The following is a 16,217-nucleotide window of genomic DNA, read 5'->3' on the forward strand; positions in this document are numbered from 1 at the left end:
CGGCAACCGTGCGGCCGCGCGCGGCGCGCCGGTCGACGCGGTCGGCCGGCTTGCCGAGCCATTCGCCGACCTGCGCGTCGAGCGCGCGGGCCGGATCGAGCACGGCGTCGACGGCGCCCATCTTCACGAGATTGTCGAGCCCCGGCGCGAACACCGGTGTCGAGCGCGACATCTCCTTCAGCACGTCGATCGGCAGCTTGGTCACGCGCGACATCGACGGCAGGTCCATCACCTCCGGCTCGGCGCCCGGCACCGCAAGCAGCGTGCGCGTCGCGAGCGCGGTCGCGATGAACGCGCCGGCGGCCGTGTGGCCATACAGCACGCCGATCGTCCGGTGCCCGGCGAGATCCGCGTGCATCAGGCACTTCGCGAGATGCGACAGCCCTTCGTTCAGGCCGAGCAGTTCGTCGCGCTTGCTCATCCGCTGGCTGTCGCTGTCGACGAGCACGAGGATCGGCGTGTCGCCGCCGCGCTCGATCGTGTCGAGCACGCGCGCCGCCAGCGTCAGCGCCTCGTCGATGCCGAACGGCAAACGGTCGGCGACGCCGATCACGTCGACGCGCGTACCGGCCAGTTCCGCATGGCCGGTCAGCAGGCCGCCGTTGCGGGCGATCGAGTGGCCTTGCGGGAACAGTGAATTCAGTACTTCATCGAGCGTCATGCGGGCTCTCCTGCAGTTGGTCCGCGAGCGCGGCGAAGGCATCGTCCGGCATCCCCGGAATCGCTTCCGGCGCCGATGCGCCCAGCGCGCGCCACACGTCGAGCGCGTCCTGGCATGCGCCGAATCGCTCGACACGCGCTTCGAGGCGCGCCTGCTCGGCGCGCAGCATCGCCGCATCGAACGTCGGCGCACGGCCGATCAGTTCGAGCGCGGCGGCGCGGAACGCATCGGGCGTGTCGGCCACGTAGCGATCCGCGCCGCCGACCAGCCGCCGGTGCTTGCCGCCCATCGTGCGCCAGATCAGCGCGCGGTCCTTCGCATCGAATTCCTCGACGCCGCGATTGGTCTCGATCACTTCGGGGCCCGACACGCTGATGCGGCCCTGCTCCGACACCGCGAGCGCCGAGCAGCACGCGGCGAGCAATCCGCCGCCGCCGTAGCAACCCGAGCGCCCGCCGATCAGCCCGATCACCGGCACACCGGCCGCACGCGCTTCGACGAGCGCACGCATGATCTCGGCGATCGCGAGCTCGCCCGCATTCGCTTCCTGCAGCCGCACGCCCCCCGTATCGAACAGGATCAGCACCGGCTTGCCGGTTTCATGCGCGGCACGCAGCAGCCCGGTGAGCTTCGCGCCGTGCACTTCGCCGAACGCGCCGCCCATGAAGCGGCCTTCCTGCGCGGCGACGAACACCAGCTGGCCGTCGAGCCGGCCGTGGCCGACCACCATCCCGTCGTCGAACTGCTGCGGCAGGTCGAACAGCGGCAGGTGCGGGCTCGTCACGCGCTCGGCCGGGCCGAGGAATTCGCTGAAACTGCCGGCGTCGAGGAGCCCCTCGACGCGCTGCCGCGCCGATGCTTCGTACCAGCTTGCGGCGTTCGCGACGAACGCGGGGGCGTCGTGATCGTGCTTCACGTCGTTCGGCGCCTCCCGACGGGCCGCCCCTGGGGAGGCGCCGCCCCCCTCGGGAGGCAGCGAATGGATGTGAGCGTGGGGGTTGTTCATTGGGCGTCTCCCTCGATCGCGCGCACCGCCTGCGCGAGCCGCAGCGACACCATGTCGGGCCGCGCGCCGCCGTCGTTGATCGACAGCTTCAGGCCGCCCGGCGTGCGCCGCTCGACGAAATCCGTGACGACGGCCTGCCACACCGCGCCGAACCCGACCGCCGCGGTGCGGATGTCGATCTCGCATTCGTTGCCCGGCAGCACGCGCTCGACCAGCACTTCGAGATTGCCGGATGCCACTACGCCGACGAGCGCCGCGGCCTGCTCGCCCTTCGCGCGTTCGCGCGCGGTGAAGCGATAGTTCAACTGTTCCATGCCCTCTTCCTCACCAGTTGCGGAACCGGGCCGGCGGCGCATAGAGGCCGCCCGACCAGTGCACGAGATCCTTGATCGAACGCGCGGCGAGCCAGCGACGGTCGGCGTCGAGCGGATCGATGCCGAGATCCTCCGGACGACGGATCACGCCGCGTTCGCGCAGCCGCTCGACCATCTTCCGGTCACGGCCGCGGCCGATCTCCGTATAGCCGGCGACGCCGCGGATCGCGTGCTCGCGTTCGTCCTTGTCGCGGCACATCAGGAGATTCGCGATCCCTTCCTCGGTGACGATGTGCGTGACGTCGTCGCCGTAGACCATGATCGGCGCGAGGTCGAGCTGCAGCTTGTCGGCGAGCTTCAGCGCGTCGAGCTTCTCGACGAACATCGGCACGTTCTTGTCGCCGAACGTCTCGCCGATCTGCACGACGAGCTTGCGGCCGCGCCTGAGCGCCGCCGGCGTATCGGGATCCGCTTCCGCACCGGCCTTCAGCCACGGCTCGCTCGGATGGCGCCGGCCGCGCGCGTCGCTGCCCATGTTCGGCGCGCCGCCGAAACCGGCAATGCGCTCGGCCGTGACCGTCGACGAATGGCCGGACAGGTCGATCTGCAGCGTCGAGCCGATGAACATGTCGCACGCATAGAGGCCGGCCGTCTGGCAGAACGCGCGGTTCGAACGCAGCGACCCGTCGGGGCCCGTGAACCATATGTCGGAACGCGCACGAATGTAGTCGTCCATCCCGACTTCCGAGCCGAAGCAATGGATCTGCTCGACCCAGCCCGACTCGATCGCGGGAATCAGCGTCGGGTGCGGATTGAGCGCCCAGTGCGAGCAGACCTTGCCCTTCAGCCCGAGCTTCTCGCCGTAGGTCGGCAGCAGCAGCTCGATCGCGGCCGTGTTGAAGCCGATCCCGTGGTTCAGGCGCTTGACGCCGTACGGCTCGTAGATGCCCTTGATCGCGAGCATCGCGGTGAGGATCTGCGTTTCGGTGATCGCCGCCGGATCGCGCGTGAACAGCGGCTCGACGTAGAACGGCCGGCCGGCCTCGACGACGAAATGCACGCGGTCGCCCGGAATGTCGACGCGCGGCACCTTGTCGACGATGCGGTCGACCTGCGCGATCACGATGCCGTCCTTGAACGCGGTGGCCTCGACGACCGTCGGCGTATCTTCGGTGTTCGGGCCGGTGTACAGGTTGCCGTCGCGATCGGCGCTGACCGCGGCGATCAGCGCGACCTGCGGCGTGAGATCGATGAAGTAGCGAGCGAACAGCTCGAGATAGGTGTGCACCGCGCCGAGCGCGATCTTGCCGCCGAACAGCAGCTTCGCGATCCGCTGCGACTGCGGGCCCGAATACGCGAAGTCGAGACGCTTCGCGATGCCGCGCTCGAACACGTCGAGATGCTCGGGCAGCACGACGCCCGACTGCACCATGTGCAGGTCGTGCACCTTCGCGCTGTCGACGTCGGCGAGCGCCGTCGCGAGCAGGTCGGCCTGCTTCTGGTTGTCGCCTTCGAGGCAGACGCGGTCGCCGGGCCGCAGCACCGCTTCGAGCAACGCCACGGTGTCGCGCGCATCGACCCGCTTGCCCTGCGCGTAAGCCGCGCCGGCCGCGAGGCGTGCATCGCGCGCCTGCCGCGCGTGATTCCATCCCGTCATGAACAGTTCTCCCGCTTCGATGGTTCAGCGGCATTCTAAGCCTGGCGCCGCCGCCGATTGATGATGTTGACGAATGCGACTCAGAGGACGCGGCGATGGATGCGGCCCGCGCACGGGCCGCCCACCGTCCGGGCCTAACCGCCGACCAGCGCGCGCGTCGTAAAGAACAGCACCGACGGGCCGAGCAGGCAGCCGACGCCCGTATGGAACGTCGCGACCAGCGCGCCGTACGGGACGAGCCGGCGATCGGTCGCGGCGAGCCCCGCGCTCACGCCGCTGACGGTGCCGGCCAGGCCGCCGAAGATCATCGCGGAGCGCGGCGTCTTCAGGCCCATGAAGTTGGCCGCGACGGGCGTGCCGACCATCACGATGATCGCCTTGACCAGCCCCGTCGCGATGCTGAGCGCGATCACGTCGGAGCTTGCGCCGATCGCCGCGCCCGTGACCGGCCCGACGATGTAGGTGACGGCGCCCGCGCCGATCGTCGTCATGCTGACCGCGTCGGTATAGCCGAACGCGCGCGCGATGCACGCACCGACGATGAACGGCAGCACGGTGCCGAGCAGCAGCGACACGACGCCGACCAGCCCGGCCTTGCGCGCCTCGGTCGGCTGCACTTCGAACGCGGTCGCGACGATCGCGAAATCGCGCAGCATCGCGCCGCCCATCAGGCCGACGCCCGCGAACAGCCGCACGTCGGCGATCCCCTTCTCGCCGCCGGTGAATGCGCCGCCGACGTAGGCCAGCGCGAGACCGATCACGATCGCGATCGCGGAGCCGTGCACGCGGCCGAACGTGAGCTTGCGCGACGCGATCGACGACAGCCACATGATCAGGCCGACCAGCGCGAACGACGCGACGAGCCCGTTGTGGGCGACGGTTTTTTCGAGCATCTGCAGCATGGCGGCCTCCGTCACTGTTCTTCGAATTGCGGCACGCCCGCGAACGCCGTGTCGTCGCGCCCGGTGCGCACGAGTACCGCGATGCAGCATGCGCAGATCGCGACCGCGCCGACGGCGGCCAGCAGCGCAACGGGGCCGCCCTTCAGCGCGGCGACGACGTTCTGGTTCGCGGCCATCGCGACCACGACGGGGATGTACATCGCCCCCCAGAAACCGACGCCGGCCTCGGTCTCCTTCGGCAGCCAGCCGCGGCGGTGCAGCCACAGGCGCAGGCAGATCAGCAGCAGCATCGCGATACCGACGCCACCGACGTTGGTCTTCACGCCGATCGCGCTGCCGAGCAGGTCGCCGAGGAACAGTCCGGCCAGGTGGCAGAACGCCAGCAGCGCGGTTCCGTAGATGATCATGAGTCGTCTCCAGTCTCTTCGTGACGGGCGCAGGACGCCTGCAGGCGCCGGCCCCGCACGCCGATCCCGTGCGCGGACTCGTCTCCTGCGGCGGTGCGCCGCGGCCCGGCGGCCCGTCATGCGGGCACGTTCTCGGGCGGTCGATGGGATGATGCGGTTTCGGGCCGGACGCCGGATGCCGTAGACTGAATGATGCAGCCGCCGGCACGACGCGGGCTACGCGTCCGGTGCGCCCCGTTGCGGGCCGCACCGGGGCGTGATCCGATACTAGCGCCGCAAAATGCGGTCATTTATGAAGTTGTCGAAACCGATTCAGTGGATTTAGCAATGCGTCCGTTACCGCCCGAGCTGCTGCGCAGCTTCGTCGCCGTCGCCCAGTCCGGCAGCTTCACCGCCGCGTCCGAGCGCGTGAGCCTGTCGCAGTCGACCGTCAGCCAGCACATCCGCCGCCTCGAGGAGCTGCTCGACCGGCCGCTGTTCGAACGCGACACGCGCAACGTGCACCTGTCGCAGCACGGCGATGCGCTGTTCCGCTACGCGGTGCGCATCCTCGAGCTGATGGACGAGGCCGTCACGTCGGTGTGCGGGCCGCCGCTGTCGGGCAAGGTGCGGCTCGCGATGTCGGAAGATTTCGCGTCCGCGCACCTGACGGCCGCACTTGCGAGCTTCGTGCAGCGCAATCCGGAAGTCGAGCTCGCGATCTCGACCGGGCTGTCGGGCGACCTGTTCGACGCGCTCGACGAAGGGCGGCACGATCTCGTGTTCGCGAAGCGCATCGCGGGCAGCCGGCGCGGCCGCGTGATCCGCAGCGAGCCGCTGTACTGGTGCACGGGCCCCGATTCGCGGATCACCGGCCACGAGACCGTGCTGCCGCTCGCGATGCATCCGGAGCCGAGCGTGTCGCGCCGCCGTGTGCTCGAATCGCTCGAGGCCGTCGGGCGGCCGTACCGGATCGCGGTTGTGAGCAGCAGCGTCGCGGTGTTGCGCGCTGCTGCGAGCGCGGGGCTCGGCGTCAGCGCGTTCGCCGGCTACGTGATTCCGGCCGGGCTCGCGCGGCTCGACGCAGGGCTGCCCGAACTCGGCGAACTCGAATACGTGATCGACCGGCCGGCGGCCGCGTCGCGTTCGACGCTGGCACTCGAGGCCACGCTGATTACAGCCGCATCGGAGTTGTAACCGCACCGGGCGCGCTCCACGCAGCGGCGAACGTACCCGGTGCCCGCGCACGCACCTGACAGCTTTGCCCGGAACGCGTCATCGTCCACGCAGCACCCGCTCGCGACAATGGGACCCATCGGAACGCACGGCCAGCCGCCGCGTGCATCCGGTGTCCCGTCCCCTTGATCGGAGCACGCCATGAATGTCTTGCGATTCGCCGTCGCGACCGCCACCGCCGCCCTGCTGTCCCCCGCCTTTGCCCAGACGACCGACGCCGCGGCGCCCGCGCAGGGGCTGACCCGCGCGGAAGTCATTACACAACTCAAGCAGGCCTATCTCGACGGCGAACTGCCGACGAACGACAGCAACTACCCGCCGAACGCCGCGACACGCGCGCGCAACCGCGAACTGGTGCAGGCCGCGAGCCCGGCATGGCTCGCGCAGACGCCGCAGGCCCCGCAAACCGCCGCGCAGCAGTAGCCGCCCGCGGCACCTGCGCGACGCCGCGGCGCGATCACGGCAGGAAGCTGCGGCGCCGCGCGTCGATCAGCTCGACGAGCAAGCGGTCGCGTTCGGCCTCGAGTTCCTGCATCGAGCGTTCGCCCTGGATCGCGCGCAATTCGTCGTTCAGCTTGCGATCGACTTCCGGGTCGAACGACGGCGTACCGAGATCGTCCCACCAGCTCGTGATCGGCCCCGACAGGTGTTCGAGAAAGTGCGCGATCCCGCCCGCGCCGCCGCCGAGGTGATAGGTCAGGCACTGCCCCATCAGCCCCCAGCGCAGGCCGGGGCCCCATGCGACGGCCTTGTCCGCATCGGCAACGCTCACGACGCCTTCACCGACGAGGTGATACACCTCGCGGAACAGCGCGGCCGCGAGCCGGTTCGCGACGTGGCCGGTCATCTCCTTGTTGAGAACGATCGTCTGCTTGCCGAGCGCATCGTAGAAATTCTTCACGCGCGCGATCACGTCCTGGCGAGTGGCATCGCCGCCGACCAGCTCGACGAGCGGAATCAGGTGCGGCGGATTGAACGGATGCGCGATCAAACAACGCTCCGGATGCTTGTCGCACGCGGTCTGGATGTCCGACATCTTCAGGCCCGACGAACTCGACGCAATCGGCACGTGCGCGGGCAGCACGTCGTCCATCTGCCGGTACAACTCGCGCTTCAGGTCGAGCCGTTCCGGGCCGTTCTCCTGCACGAAGTCGACGCCGTCGAGCGCACGCACGAGATCGGCGTCGAACGACAGCCGCGCGGAAAGTTCGGCGGCCCGGTCGCCGAGAAACGCGGCCAGCGCGTCGCGCAGCCGCGCGTCGGCGTGCGGTGCCGGATCGGTCGCGACGACGTCGAAGCCCTGCGTCAGATAGAAGGCGGCCCAGCTCGCGCCGATCACGCCGGCGCCGACGATCGCGATGCGTCGAATGTCCATGATTGTCCCGTGTCGTTGGTCTGCAAATAGATCGCGGCGATTGTCGCATCGAATCGCACGGGCCTGCATTGATGCAGATTGCAGATTCCCTCTTGAAATGCGCTTCGGCTGCCACTAATTACACGTCGTCGGGCAGCGCACCATGCAACGCACTGCCCCCGATTCGACCCAGTGGAGCTTCCACGTCGCGCCCGCCGCAGGCGTCGCGCCGTCACGTCTCCCGCGTTCCCTGTTCAGGAGGACCAACATGAGCGGTATCCATTTCGGCAGCGACCTGTTCGACGAATTCGCCCGCGTGCAGCGGCAAGTGGCGAACCTGCTCGGCGAACGTCCGTCCGGCATTCGCGCGGTACGACCCGGTGCGTTTCCCGCGCTCAACGTCGGCGCCACCGACGGCGCCATCGAGATCGTCGCGTTCGCGCCCGGCATGGCCGCGGCCGACTTCGACGTCTCGATCGACAAGGATCTGCTGACGATCAGCGGCGAGCGCAAGCCGGCGGCTCACAACGACGGCGACGATCTGCGCACCTATGCACAGGAACGCTTTCACGGTGCATTCCGCCGTGTCGTCGAGCTGCCGCGGGACGCGGATCCCGACCAGGTCAGCGCCCGCTACGAAAACGGCTGCCTGCTGATTCGCGTCGGCCGGCGCGAGGCATCGAAGCCGCGTGCGATCACCGTTCAATAATATTCAGGATACCGACATGAATGCGAACCCGACCCTGGCCGAGCGTCAGACGAACACCGTTCACCCCGCTGCCGCCGAAGCAGCCCGACGGCCCGCCATCACGCCGGCCGTCGACATCGTCGAGAACCATCTCGGCGTCACGCTGCGGGCCGACCTGCCCGGCGTGCCGCGCGAGAACCTCGACGTGAAAGTGCACGACAACACGCTGACGATCGAAGCCGACACGCACCTCGACACGCCGGCCGACCTGCGCGTGCGGCACGCCGAAATCCGCGCGACGCGCTATGCGCGCAGCTTCGTGCTGAGCCCGGATCTCGACACGTCGAGGATCGACGCGAACCTGCGCGACGGCGTGCTGACGCTGACGATTCCGCGCCGCGAGGAAACGCGTCCGCGCCGCATCGACGTGACGGCCGGCAACGCGTAAGCATCGGCGCGTGCCGTGATCTCGCACGCATGAAAAAGCCCCGCCGGGTATGCACCCGGCGGGGCTTTATTTCAACGTGCGGCGCAATCAGTCGAAGTCGAACAGATCGAACACCGATTTCTTGCGGCGCTGGCCGTCGTGCTTGTAGCGATCGTCGTGTGAGCGGCCATCGTGTCTGTCACGGTTATCGTAAGCGCGAGCGTCACGCCCCCACCCGCCGTCGTGGCCGCGTGGCGCTTGCGCATCGTGCCGCACGGGCGTCTCGTCGCGACGCACCGGCACGTCGCCGGTCTCGCGTGCAATCAGCTTGTCGAGTTCGCCGCGATCGAGCCACACGCCGCGGCAGGTCGGACAGTAGTCGATCTCGATCGACTGGCGCTCGGCCATCAACAGGTCGGGCGTCTTGCAGACAGGGCATTTCATCGCGCTTCTCCTTTCCGTGCGAATTTCGTCTGGATTCCGTATGAGGCGCGCGGGCCGGCCGCCAAGGCGGCCGGCGTCGCGCGCGGTGGCTCAGTGGCCTTCCGTCGGTGCCGAGCGCTTCGCCTTCGCGCGCCGCGCCAGCATGTTCATGCCTTCGACGAAAGCCGAGAACGCCATTGCCGCGTAGATGTAACCCTTCGGCACGTGCGAACCGAAACCTTCGGCGATCAGCGTCATGCCGATCACGACCAGGAACGACAGCGCGAGCATCACGATGGTCGGGTTGCGGTCGATGAAGCGTGCGAGCGGCTGTGCAGCGAACAGCATCACGGCGACGGCGACGATCACGGCGACGAACATGATCGGGACGTGCTCGGTCATGCCGATCGCGGTCACGATGCTGTCGATCGAGAACACGATGTCGAGCATCACGATCTGGCCGATCGCGGCCCACATCGTCAGGCCGACCGCGCCGCCGGCACCGCCCGCGCCTTCACCGTCGTGCGACACGTGGTGATGGATCTCGGTGGTCGCCTTCCACACGAGGAACAGGCCACCCGACAGCAGGATCATGTCGCGCCACGAGAACGCATGGTCGAACAGCGTGAACACCGGTTCGGTGAGGCTCGCGATCCACGCGACGCTGCCAAGCAGCGCGAGGCGCATCACCAGCGCGAGCGCGATGCCGAGGCGCTGCGTGCGGGCGCGCTGCGCTTCGGGCAGCTTGTTGCTGAGGATCGAGATGAAGATCAGGTTGTCGATGCCGAGCACGACTTCCATCACGACGAGCGTCAGAAGCGCCGCCCAGACGGCGGGGTCAACGGCAAGCGTCAGCAGGTAGTCCATGAAATGGGCCGATACGAAAGTGGAAAGCCAGATCATATGCCGCCCCGAACTTCGGAAAAATCAGAGAGAATCTGACTTTCAGTTCGGTTTTTCCGAAATTACGATCCGATGCTCAATTTCCGACATCTGTACTATTTCTGGGTCGTCGTGAAGGAAGGCGGCTTCGCGCGCGCGGCCGCACGGCTCGACATGGCCGTGCAGACCATCAGCGCGCAGGTGCGCGAACTCGAGAAGGCGCTCGGGCACCAGTTGCTGCGCCCGGCCGGGCGCGGCGTCGCGATGACCGACGCCGGCCAGGCCGCGTTTGCGCGCGCGGAGGTGATCTTCGAGATGGGGCGGCTGATTCCCGACGAAGTGCGCGCGGCGGCCAGCCAGCCGACCGTGCGGCTCGCGGTCGGCCTCTCCGACGGCATCTCCAAGCTCGCCGCGCACGCGATCCTCGCGCCCGTGCTGGATACCCCCACGCTGCGGCTGCTGTGCCACGAAGGCGAACACGATGCGCTGCTCGCGGAGCTGGCGCTGCATCATCTCGACCTGGTGCTGGCCGGCCAGGGCGCGCCCTCCGGCTCGAACCTGCGGGTGACGAGCGAGCGGCTCGTCGCGTCGCCGGTCGACTGGTATGGCCCCGCGGCGCTCGTCACGCCGGCCGCGCGGCAGCACTTTCCGCAGTGCCTCACCGACCTGCCGGTGCTGCTGCCGACCGCGCACTCGGCGCTGCGCGCGCGCCTCGACCTGTGGCTGGAAGGCGAGCGGATCGTGCCGCGCGTGGCCGGCGAATTCGAGGACAGCGCGCTGATGGCCGTGTTCGCGGCACGCGGCCTCGGCGTGTTTCCGCTGAGCGAACTCGGCGCGAACGACGCGTCGCTGCTGCGCGGGTTGCGGCGGCTCGGGCGGGCGGGCGACGTGACCGAGGAGATCCACGCGATCCGCTCGCGGCGCGGCGAACACCATCCGCTGACGTCGCAATTGCTGGCCGCGGCACGCGGCGCACCGGCCGACTGAAGCGAGCGCGACATCAAAGGAAACTATAATGGCGCCCCGGCCTTACGAGATTGCCGCGCGCTTTATCCAGGCTCCGCCGTTGCGCGGCCTCTCGCCAAGCCTTCTGAAAGACGCCATGCACAACCGATTTCGCCTGTTTTCCGTTTCGTGCGCGCTCACGGCCGCGACCGTGCTGGCGGCGTGCTCGTCGCCGCCCAAGCCGATCTACCAGCAGGAACAGTTCGACGCAACGAGCAGCCCGTACGCGCATACGTTCCACTCGAAATCCGACGCGGCCTGCGAGGCCGCGCGGCGCGCGCTGCTGAGCCAGGGCTATGTGGTGTCGTCGTCGCGTAACGACGCGGTCGACGGCAGCAAGAATTTCCAGCCGAACAACGACATGCACGTCGTGATCGAATTTCACGTCGTGTGCGCGGACGCGAACGCGGACGGCTCGTCGAGCATCGCGTACGTGAACGCGGTGCAGGATCGCTATACGCTGAAGAAGTCGAATACGTCGGCCAGCGTCGGCCTCAGCGTGTTCGGCTCGCTGTCGCTGCCGATCGGGTCGAGCGACGACGCGCTCGTCAAGACCGCCAGCGAGACGATTCCCGCCGGCGTGTTCTACGAGCGCTTCTTCAATCTCGTCGAGCATTTCCTGAAGATCGATCCGGCCCGCCGCGACCGCGCGACCGTCAAGGCCGCCGAGAAGGAACCCGTCACGCCGCTGCCCGAACCCGCGCCGACGCCGCAGGGCGAGCCGATGAAGATGACGACGCCGATCGTGCCGACGCCGCCCGCGGCGCCGGTACCGCTGTCGCTGCCGGTCGTCGCGCCCGAGTCGGGCTCGAACGCCGTGCCGGCCGCCGCGTCGGCCGTGGTCGCGCCGGCGGCGATGCGCGCTGCCGCGCCGGTGGCCGCGTCTGGCTCGGGGGCGGTATCGGCTTCGGGTGCGGCGCCTGCTTCGGCCGTCTCGTCGACGCCCGCACCGGTTGTCGCTCCCGCGCCGGCGTCCGGATCGGCATCCCTGCCGGCTTCGGCTCCCGTGCCGGTTTCCGCGCCGGCATCCGCTTCCAGCCCGGCGGCATCGCCCGCTGCCGCTTCGACGCCTGCCGCTTCGGCTCCGGCCGCTGCAACGCCGGCACCGGCCGCGTCCGCCGCACCGGCCCCCGTATCGGCGTCGGCACCCTCGAGCACCTCGCCCGCGCCTGCTGCCGCCAACCCCGTCGCATCGTCCGCACCGTCCGGCGCGAGCGCACCTGCCACGAACTGACCGGCCGCCCGTATCGTCGCGCCCGGCCGCATCCGGCGCAGCGCGACGATACGCACCCTTCCCCGTCACGCCTCACAAAAACGCCCGCGCCGCCGGCTGCCTGCCCGCCCGCCCGCTGTATAGCCGACATTGCGTCGACGCTTCGCGGCAAGCATGTGCGGCCGATGCTCACATTCGCCGGGACCGACGGCCGTCCGGCCGTCACATGGCAGACCGGCTTGCGCCGGCCGCTCCGCCTACCGCAACGTTGCGTGCAGCGTCTGCAACTGCTCGACCGTCGCCGTCACGCCGCCACAGACGGTCACGGCGACATCCTTCGCCGACAGCCGTCTGACCGTGACCCTGCAGGCCTGCCTGAGCCGGCCGCTCCGCCTACCGCAACGTCGCGCTCAGCGTCTGCAACTGCTCGACCGTCGCCGTCACGCCGCCGCAGACGATCACGGCGATATCCGTCGCCGACGCGAGCACGGGCACCGGCCGCTCGAGCGCGGCCAGCGCGGCGCCGCACGCGGGCTCGACGACGATCCGGTGTTCGTCGAGGAAGCGAAGCGACGCGGCCACTGCATCGGCGTCGGACACGACGACCGGATGGATCTCGTGCCGCGCGGCCCAGTCGACCGCTGCATCGCACGGCCGCTTCGCGCCGAGCGACGTCGCGATGCTCGTGATCGCCGGCAATTCGACCGGGCGGCCCTGCGCGAGCGAGCGCGCATAGCAGTCGGCGCCTGCCGTTTCGACCGCGACCACCGGCACGTCGTGCCAGCCGTTGCGCGCCAGCCCTTCGAGCACGCCGCACAGCAACCCGCCGCCGCCGACCGCGAGCACGACCGCGTCGGGCTTCGGGCCGGCCGCCGCCATCTCGTCGATCATCGTCGCGTGGCCCTGCCACAGCACGCGGTCGTCGAACGGATGCACGAACGCATCGTGCTCGCCGAGCGCCGACTGCGCGAACGCGTTTGCCTCGGCCCAGCTCGCGCCATGCACGATGAGCTCCGCGCCCTCGACGCGGATCAGCTCGCGTGCGCGGGCCGACGCGCTTTCCGGCACGACGACGAGCACCGGCACGCCGAGTTCGCGGCCGCAATACGCAACCGCGATGCCCGCGTTGCCGCCCGACGACGACACGAAGCGCCGCGCGCCGGCGGCATGTCGCGCTTCGCAGACCGCGCCGATGCCGCGCAGCTTGAACGAGCCCGACGGCTGCAGCGCATCGAGCTTCAGCCGGATGGTCCTGCCGAGCCGGCGGGACGCGATTTGCGAGCGGATATAAGGGGTCGGGATATGGAGCGGCATGGGACGGGACCAATAAGAACGGAAGGAGCGCGACTCGTAGGGCGAGCGGCAATGACGGTCATCGTACGGCACGCTCGCCATGCTTTCCAATACCATCGAATGGCGTTTGCTATGCTTCACAGGTATATCGATGAACAAGAGCCGATACCGCATGCGTCAGATCGAATTACGTCACCTGCGCTACTTCGTGGCCGTCGCACAGGCCGGGAGCGTGATGGCCGGCGCCCGCGCGGCCGGGATCGTCCAGCCCGCACTGTCGCGACAGATCCGCGAACTCGAGGACGCGATCGGCACGCCGCTGCTGGTACGCCGTGCAACAGGCGTCACGCTGACGGCGGCCGGCGCAAGCTTCCTGCAGGACGCGACCGGCCTGCTCGCGACACTTCAGGACAGCCGCGAGCGCGCATTGCGCAGCGCGGCCGGCCAGTTGGGCGAGCTGCGGCTCGGCGCGTTGCCGAACTGCCTGCCGCTGCCCGTCGTCGCGAACGTCCTCAAGGCGTTTCGCGACGGGTGCCCGGACGTGAAGCTGTCGATCGCACCGATGCTGTCCGCCGAACAGGCAAGCGCGCTGGTGCGCGGCCAGCTCGACGGCGGAATCATGGCGTGGCGCCGGGACGAGGCGCCGCACCTGTCGGGCGTACGGTTGCTGAGCGACCGCTTCGTGCTCGCGATGCCCGCGCCGCCGGGCGAACCCTTCACCGCGCCACGCACGCTGGCCGACGTCGCGAACGAGCCGTTCGTCTGGTTCGACGCGCAGCGCTCCGCCGCGCACCACCGGTTCCTGATGGCGCAGTGCCAGCAGGCCGGCTTCACGCCACGCATCGCGCAGGTCGGCAGCGACATTCCGACGTTGATCGGCCTCGTCGCGGCCGGCATGGGCTGTGCGTTCGTGCCGGAAAGCGCGTCGCCGACCTGCCCGCATACGGTCCGGCTCGTCGCGCTCGACGAGCTCGCGAGCCGCTTCGACATCGAGTTCGTGTTCGACGGTGCGGCCGTGCCACCGTCGCCCGTCGTCGCGCGGTTTCTCGACGCCGTGCGCGATGCGGCCGGTGAAGCGGGCTGAGCGGTGCAGATACAGGGGCCTCGCCCGGCGCTTGAGCGGCAGGATTCGCGATGCCGGATGACGGGCGGAATCGCCTTCCGTCAAACCGTCGCTTTGGCTGCTGAAACACGCTAAACATCCGCATCTTTCCCGCGAAAATTCTTTCGAAACGGCGACACCGGACGCCATAGCACCGGTGTTTTTAAATTGACACCAAAAACGGCCGTTTAACGCCGCTTCGAATTGTCACGGTTCGAAATATACTTCGCGCGCATCCAACCCTCGTGCCAAAGAGAGGATGCGTTTCCGCCCCGGTCACGGTCCCCCTGTGATCGGGGCTTTTTTTGCCCGTGGCGCTCGCTGCATTGTTGACATGAAATCAAGATAATTTCGTTCGTATGCGGCTTTTTCCGCAAAAGTCATGCAGGCACACTTCGCCCTGTCCTCAACGGCTCCATGCCGTTGTCCCTCGACTACAGGAGCCCATCGCGTGAACACCACGACTTCCTCTCCTTCCCGCCCGGGTGGCAGCGCCGCGCTGCCGCTGCTGGCACTCGCCGCCGGTGCATTCGGCATCGGCACGACCGAGTTCTCGCCGATGGGCCTGCTGCCCGTGATCGCCGACGGCGTGCACGTGTCGATTCCGCAAGCCGGCATGCTGATCAGTGCGTATGCGATCGGCGTGATGGTCGGTGCGCCGCTGATGACGCTGCTGCTCGCGCGCTGGTCGCGACGCTCGGCGCTGATCGCGCTGATGTCGATCTTCACGATCGGCAACCTGCTGTCGGCAATGGCGCCGGGCTATACGACGCTGCTGCTCGCCCGCCTCGTGACGAGCCTCAACCACGGCGCATTCTTCGGGCTCGGCTCGGTGGTCGCGGCGAGCCTCGTCCCGCGCGAAAAGCAGGCCAGCGCGGTCGCGACGATGTTCATGGGTCTCACGATCGCGAACGTCGGAGGCGTGCCGGCCGCGACCTGGCTCGGCCAGATCATCGGCTGGCGCATGTCGTTCGCGGCGACCGCGGGCCTCGGCCTGGTTGCGATTGCCGGGCTGTTCGCCGCGCTGCCGAAGGGCGAAGCCGGCAAGATGCCCGACCTGCGCGCCGAACTCTCGGTGCTGACGCGCCCCGTCGTGCTCGGCGCGCTCGGGACGACCGTGCTCGGCGCCGGCGCGATGTTCACGCTCTACACGTATATCGCGCCGACGCTCGAACACCTGACCGGCGCTACGCCCGGCTTCGTGACCGCGATGCTGGTGCTGATCGGCGTCGGCTTCTCGATCGGCAACATCGCGGGCGGACGCCTGGCCGACCGCTCGCTCGACGGCACGCTGATCGGTTTCCTGCTGCTGCTGATCGCGACGATGGCCGCGTTCCCGGTGCTCGCCGGCACGCATGCCGGCGCCGCCGTCACGTTGCTCGTGTGGGGTATCGCGACGTTCGCGGTCGTGCCGCCGCTGCAGATGCGCGTGATGCGGGCAGCCCACGAAGCACCGGGCCTCGCATCGGCCGTCAACATCGGCGCGTTCAATCTCGGCAACGCACTCGGCGCGGCTGCCGGTGGCGCGGCACTGTCGGCAGGTTTCGGTTATGCGGCCGTGCCGCTCGTCGGCGGGCTGATCGCCGCGGCCGGACTCGCACTCGTCTTCCTGCAGATCGTGCAGCAGCGCCGCGCACCGGCCGCCGCGAATTCGTAAGCGTGCGGTAG

The 16,217-nt window shown here is 69.0% G+C and carries 18 protein-coding genes; 8 read left to right on the forward strand and 10 right to left on the reverse strand.

Annotated elements, in window-relative coordinates; genetic code table 11:
- From mdcE to madL, 6 genes are all read right to left on the reverse strand, one after another.
- On the reverse strand, positions 1-661 hold a 661-nt coding region (mdcE, locus tag BDI24065_RS20660), incomplete at its 3' end, for a biotin-independent malonate decarboxylase subunit gamma (RefSeq protein ID WP_175032836.1).
- Positions 648-1,667 carry a biotin-independent malonate decarboxylase subunit beta gene (locus BDI24065_RS20665; protein WP_254609815.1) on the reverse strand — a complete coding sequence of 340 codons (1,020 nt, stop codon included), beginning with the start codon at positions 1,665-1,667 and terminating at the stop codon, positions 648-650. The genes mdcE and BDI24065_RS20665, both read right to left, overlap by 14 nt.
- Positions 1,664-1,981 (reverse strand): malonate decarboxylase acyl carrier protein, encoded by a 318-nt coding sequence (mdcC, locus tag BDI24065_RS20670; protein WP_011351579.1) that lies wholly within the window; start codon positions 1,979-1,981, stop codon positions 1,664-1,666. Before mdcC ends, BDI24065_RS20665 begins: the two co-directional genes overlap by 4 nt.
- 10 nt (positions 1,982-1,991) lie before the next feature.
- On the reverse strand, positions 1,992-3,638 hold the full coding sequence (mdcA, locus tag BDI24065_RS20675; protein WP_175032837.1) for a malonate decarboxylase subunit alpha: 1,647 nt from the start codon (positions 3,636-3,638) through the stop codon (positions 1,992-1,994).
- A 134-nt stretch (positions 3,639-3,772) separates the two neighbouring features.
- Complete coding sequence (gene madM / locus BDI24065_RS20680; protein ID WP_175032838.1) at positions 3,773-4,540, reverse strand: malonate transporter subunit MadM; 768 nt, start codon at positions 4,538-4,540, stop codon at positions 3,773-3,775.
- Positions 4,541-4,551: 11 nt separating this feature from the next.
- Positions 4,552-4,947, reverse strand: coding sequence for a malonate transporter subunit MadL (gene madL, locus BDI24065_RS20685; RefSeq protein ID WP_034186756.1), 396 nt, complete (start codon positions 4,945-4,947; stop codon positions 4,552-4,554).
- 327 nt (positions 4,948-5,274) lie between these two features.
- On the opposite strand from madL, the gene BDI24065_RS20690 reads away from it, so the two are divergent.
- The gene (locus tag BDI24065_RS20690) at positions 5,275-6,123 is read left to right on the forward strand and encodes a LysR substrate-binding domain-containing protein (protein WP_021162693.1); all 849 of its coding nucleotides are present in this window, start codon (positions 5,275-5,277) and stop codon (positions 6,121-6,123) included.
- 180 nt (positions 6,124-6,303) lie between these two features.
- Entirely contained in the window at positions 6,304-6,585 is a 282-nt protein-coding gene (locus BDI24065_RS20695) for a DUF4148 domain-containing protein (RefSeq protein WP_175032839.1), read from the forward strand.
- A gap of 34 nt (positions 6,586-6,619) precedes the next feature.
- Here the strand turns inward: BDI24065_RS20695 and BDI24065_RS20700 are convergent, their stop codons facing one another.
- Positions 6,620-7,537 (reverse strand): 3-hydroxyacyl-CoA dehydrogenase NAD-binding domain-containing protein, encoded by a 918-nt coding sequence (locus BDI24065_RS20700; RefSeq protein WP_175032840.1) that lies wholly within the window; start codon positions 7,535-7,537, stop codon positions 6,620-6,622.
- A gap of 247 nt (positions 7,538-7,784) precedes the next feature.
- On the opposite strand from BDI24065_RS20700, the gene BDI24065_RS20705 reads away from it, so the two are divergent.
- Both BDI24065_RS20705 and BDI24065_RS20710 read left to right on the forward strand, forming a co-directional pair.
- Complete coding sequence (locus BDI24065_RS20705; RefSeq protein ID WP_175032841.1) at positions 7,785-8,225, forward strand: Hsp20/alpha crystallin family protein; 441 nt, start codon at positions 7,785-7,787, stop codon at positions 8,223-8,225.
- Positions 8,226-8,241: 16 nt separating this feature from the next.
- Positions 8,242-8,652, forward strand: coding sequence for an Hsp20/alpha crystallin family protein (locus tag BDI24065_RS20710; RefSeq protein WP_043182225.1), 411 nt, complete (start codon positions 8,242-8,244; stop codon positions 8,650-8,652).
- Between the two features lie 87 nt (positions 8,653-8,739).
- On the opposite strand, the gene BDI24065_RS20715 is transcribed toward BDI24065_RS20710, so the two are convergent.
- Positions 8,740-9,075 carry a zf-TFIIB domain-containing protein gene (locus BDI24065_RS20715; RefSeq protein WP_175032842.1) on the reverse strand — a complete coding sequence of 112 codons (336 nt, stop codon included), beginning with the start codon at positions 9,073-9,075 and terminating at the stop codon, positions 8,740-8,742.
- Between the two features lie 90 nt (positions 9,076-9,165).
- Positions 9,166-9,921 (reverse strand): TerC family protein, encoded by a 756-nt coding sequence (locus BDI24065_RS20720; RefSeq protein WP_175032932.1) that lies wholly within the window; start codon positions 9,919-9,921, stop codon positions 9,166-9,168.
- 108 nt (positions 9,922-10,029) lie between these two features.
- Between BDI24065_RS20720 and BDI24065_RS20725 the strand changes: the two genes are divergently transcribed.
- On the forward strand, positions 10,030-10,923 hold the full coding sequence (locus BDI24065_RS20725) for a LysR family transcriptional regulator (protein ID WP_175032843.1): 894 nt from the start codon (positions 10,030-10,032) through the stop codon (positions 10,921-10,923).
- Between the two features lie 115 nt (positions 10,924-11,038).
- Positions 11,039-12,175: a DUF2242 domain-containing protein gene (locus tag BDI24065_RS20730; RefSeq protein WP_175032844.1), complete on the forward strand. Its 1,137-nt coding sequence runs from the start codon at positions 11,039-11,041 to the stop codon at positions 12,173-12,175.
- Between the two features lie 372 nt (positions 12,176-12,547).
- Here the strand turns inward: BDI24065_RS20730 and BDI24065_RS20735 are convergent, their stop codons facing one another.
- Entirely contained in the window at positions 12,548-13,468 is a 921-nt protein-coding gene (locus BDI24065_RS20735) for a pyridoxal-phosphate dependent enzyme (protein ID WP_175032845.1), read from the reverse strand.
- Between the two features lie 151 nt (positions 13,469-13,619).
- Between BDI24065_RS20735 and BDI24065_RS20740 the strand changes: the two genes are divergently transcribed.
- Together BDI24065_RS20740 and BDI24065_RS20745 are read left to right on the forward strand one after the other, a co-directional pair.
- Positions 13,620-14,531 (forward strand): LysR family transcriptional regulator, encoded by a 912-nt coding sequence (locus BDI24065_RS20740; RefSeq protein ID WP_175032933.1) that lies wholly within the window; start codon positions 13,620-13,622, stop codon positions 14,529-14,531.
- 469 nt (positions 14,532-15,000) lie between these two features.
- Positions 15,001-16,206 (forward strand): MFS transporter, encoded by a 1,206-nt coding sequence (locus BDI24065_RS20745; protein WP_175032846.1) that lies wholly within the window; start codon positions 15,001-15,003, stop codon positions 16,204-16,206.
- Positions 16,207-16,217 lie beyond the last annotated feature (11 nt).

This window comes from Burkholderia lata, from assembly GCF_902499025.1.
GTDB classification, from domain to species: domain Bacteria; phylum Pseudomonadota; class Gammaproteobacteria; order Burkholderiales; family Burkholderiaceae; genus Burkholderia; species Burkholderia lata_C.

Coding starts and splice junctions, on each gene's coding strand:
- BDI24065_RS20700 (WP_175032840.1), bottom strand. CDS start 7,537: ATGGACATTCGACGCATCGCGATCGTCGGCGCCGGCGTGATCGGCGCG.
- BDI24065_RS20690 (WP_021162693.1), top strand. CDS start 5,275: ATGCGTCCGTTACCGCCCGAGCTGCTGCGCAGCTTCGTCGCCGTCGCC.
- BDI24065_RS20735 (WP_175032845.1), bottom strand. CDS start 13,468: ATGCCGCTCCATATCCCGACCCCTTATATCCGCTCGCAAATCGCGTCC.
- BDI24065_RS20715 (WP_175032842.1), bottom strand. CDS start 9,075: ATGAAATGCCCTGTCTGCAAGACGCCCGACCTGTTGATGGCCGAGCGC.
- BDI24065_RS20725 (WP_175032843.1), top strand. CDS start 10,030: ATGCTCAATTTCCGACATCTGTACTATTTCTGGGTCGTCGTGAAGGAA.
- madM (WP_175032838.1), bottom strand. CDS start 4,540: ATGCTGCAGATGCTCGAAAAAACCGTCGCCCACAACGGGCTCGTCGCG.
- BDI24065_RS20740 (WP_175032933.1), top strand. CDS start 13,620: ATGCGTCAGATCGAATTACGTCACCTGCGCTACTTCGTGGCCGTCGCA.
- mdcC (WP_011351579.1), bottom strand. CDS start 1,981: ATGGAACAGTTGAACTATCGCTTCACCGCGCGCGAACGCGCGAAGGGC.
- BDI24065_RS20695 (WP_175032839.1), top strand. CDS start 6,304: ATGAATGTCTTGCGATTCGCCGTCGCGACCGCCACCGCCGCCCTGCTG.
- madL (WP_034186756.1), bottom strand. CDS start 4,947: ATGATCATCTACGGAACCGCGCTGCTGGCGTTCTGCCACCTGGCCGGA.
- BDI24065_RS20730 (WP_175032844.1), top strand. CDS start 11,039: ATGCACAACCGATTTCGCCTGTTTTCCGTTTCGTGCGCGCTCACGGCC.
- BDI24065_RS20720 (WP_175032932.1), bottom strand. CDS start 9,921: ATGGACTACCTGCTGACGCTTGCCGTTGACCCCGCCGTCTGGGCGGCG.
- BDI24065_RS20710 (WP_043182225.1), top strand. CDS start 8,242: ATGAATGCGAACCCGACCCTGGCCGAGCGTCAGACGAACACCGTTCAC.
- BDI24065_RS20665 (WP_254609815.1), bottom strand. CDS start 1,667: ATGAACAACCCCCACGCTCACATCCATTCGCTGCCTCCCGAGGGGGGC.
- mdcA (WP_175032837.1), bottom strand. CDS start 3,638: ATGACGGGATGGAATCACGCGCGGCAGGCGCGCGATGCACGCCTCGCG.
- BDI24065_RS20705 (WP_175032841.1), top strand. CDS start 7,785: ATGAGCGGTATCCATTTCGGCAGCGACCTGTTCGACGAATTCGCCCGC.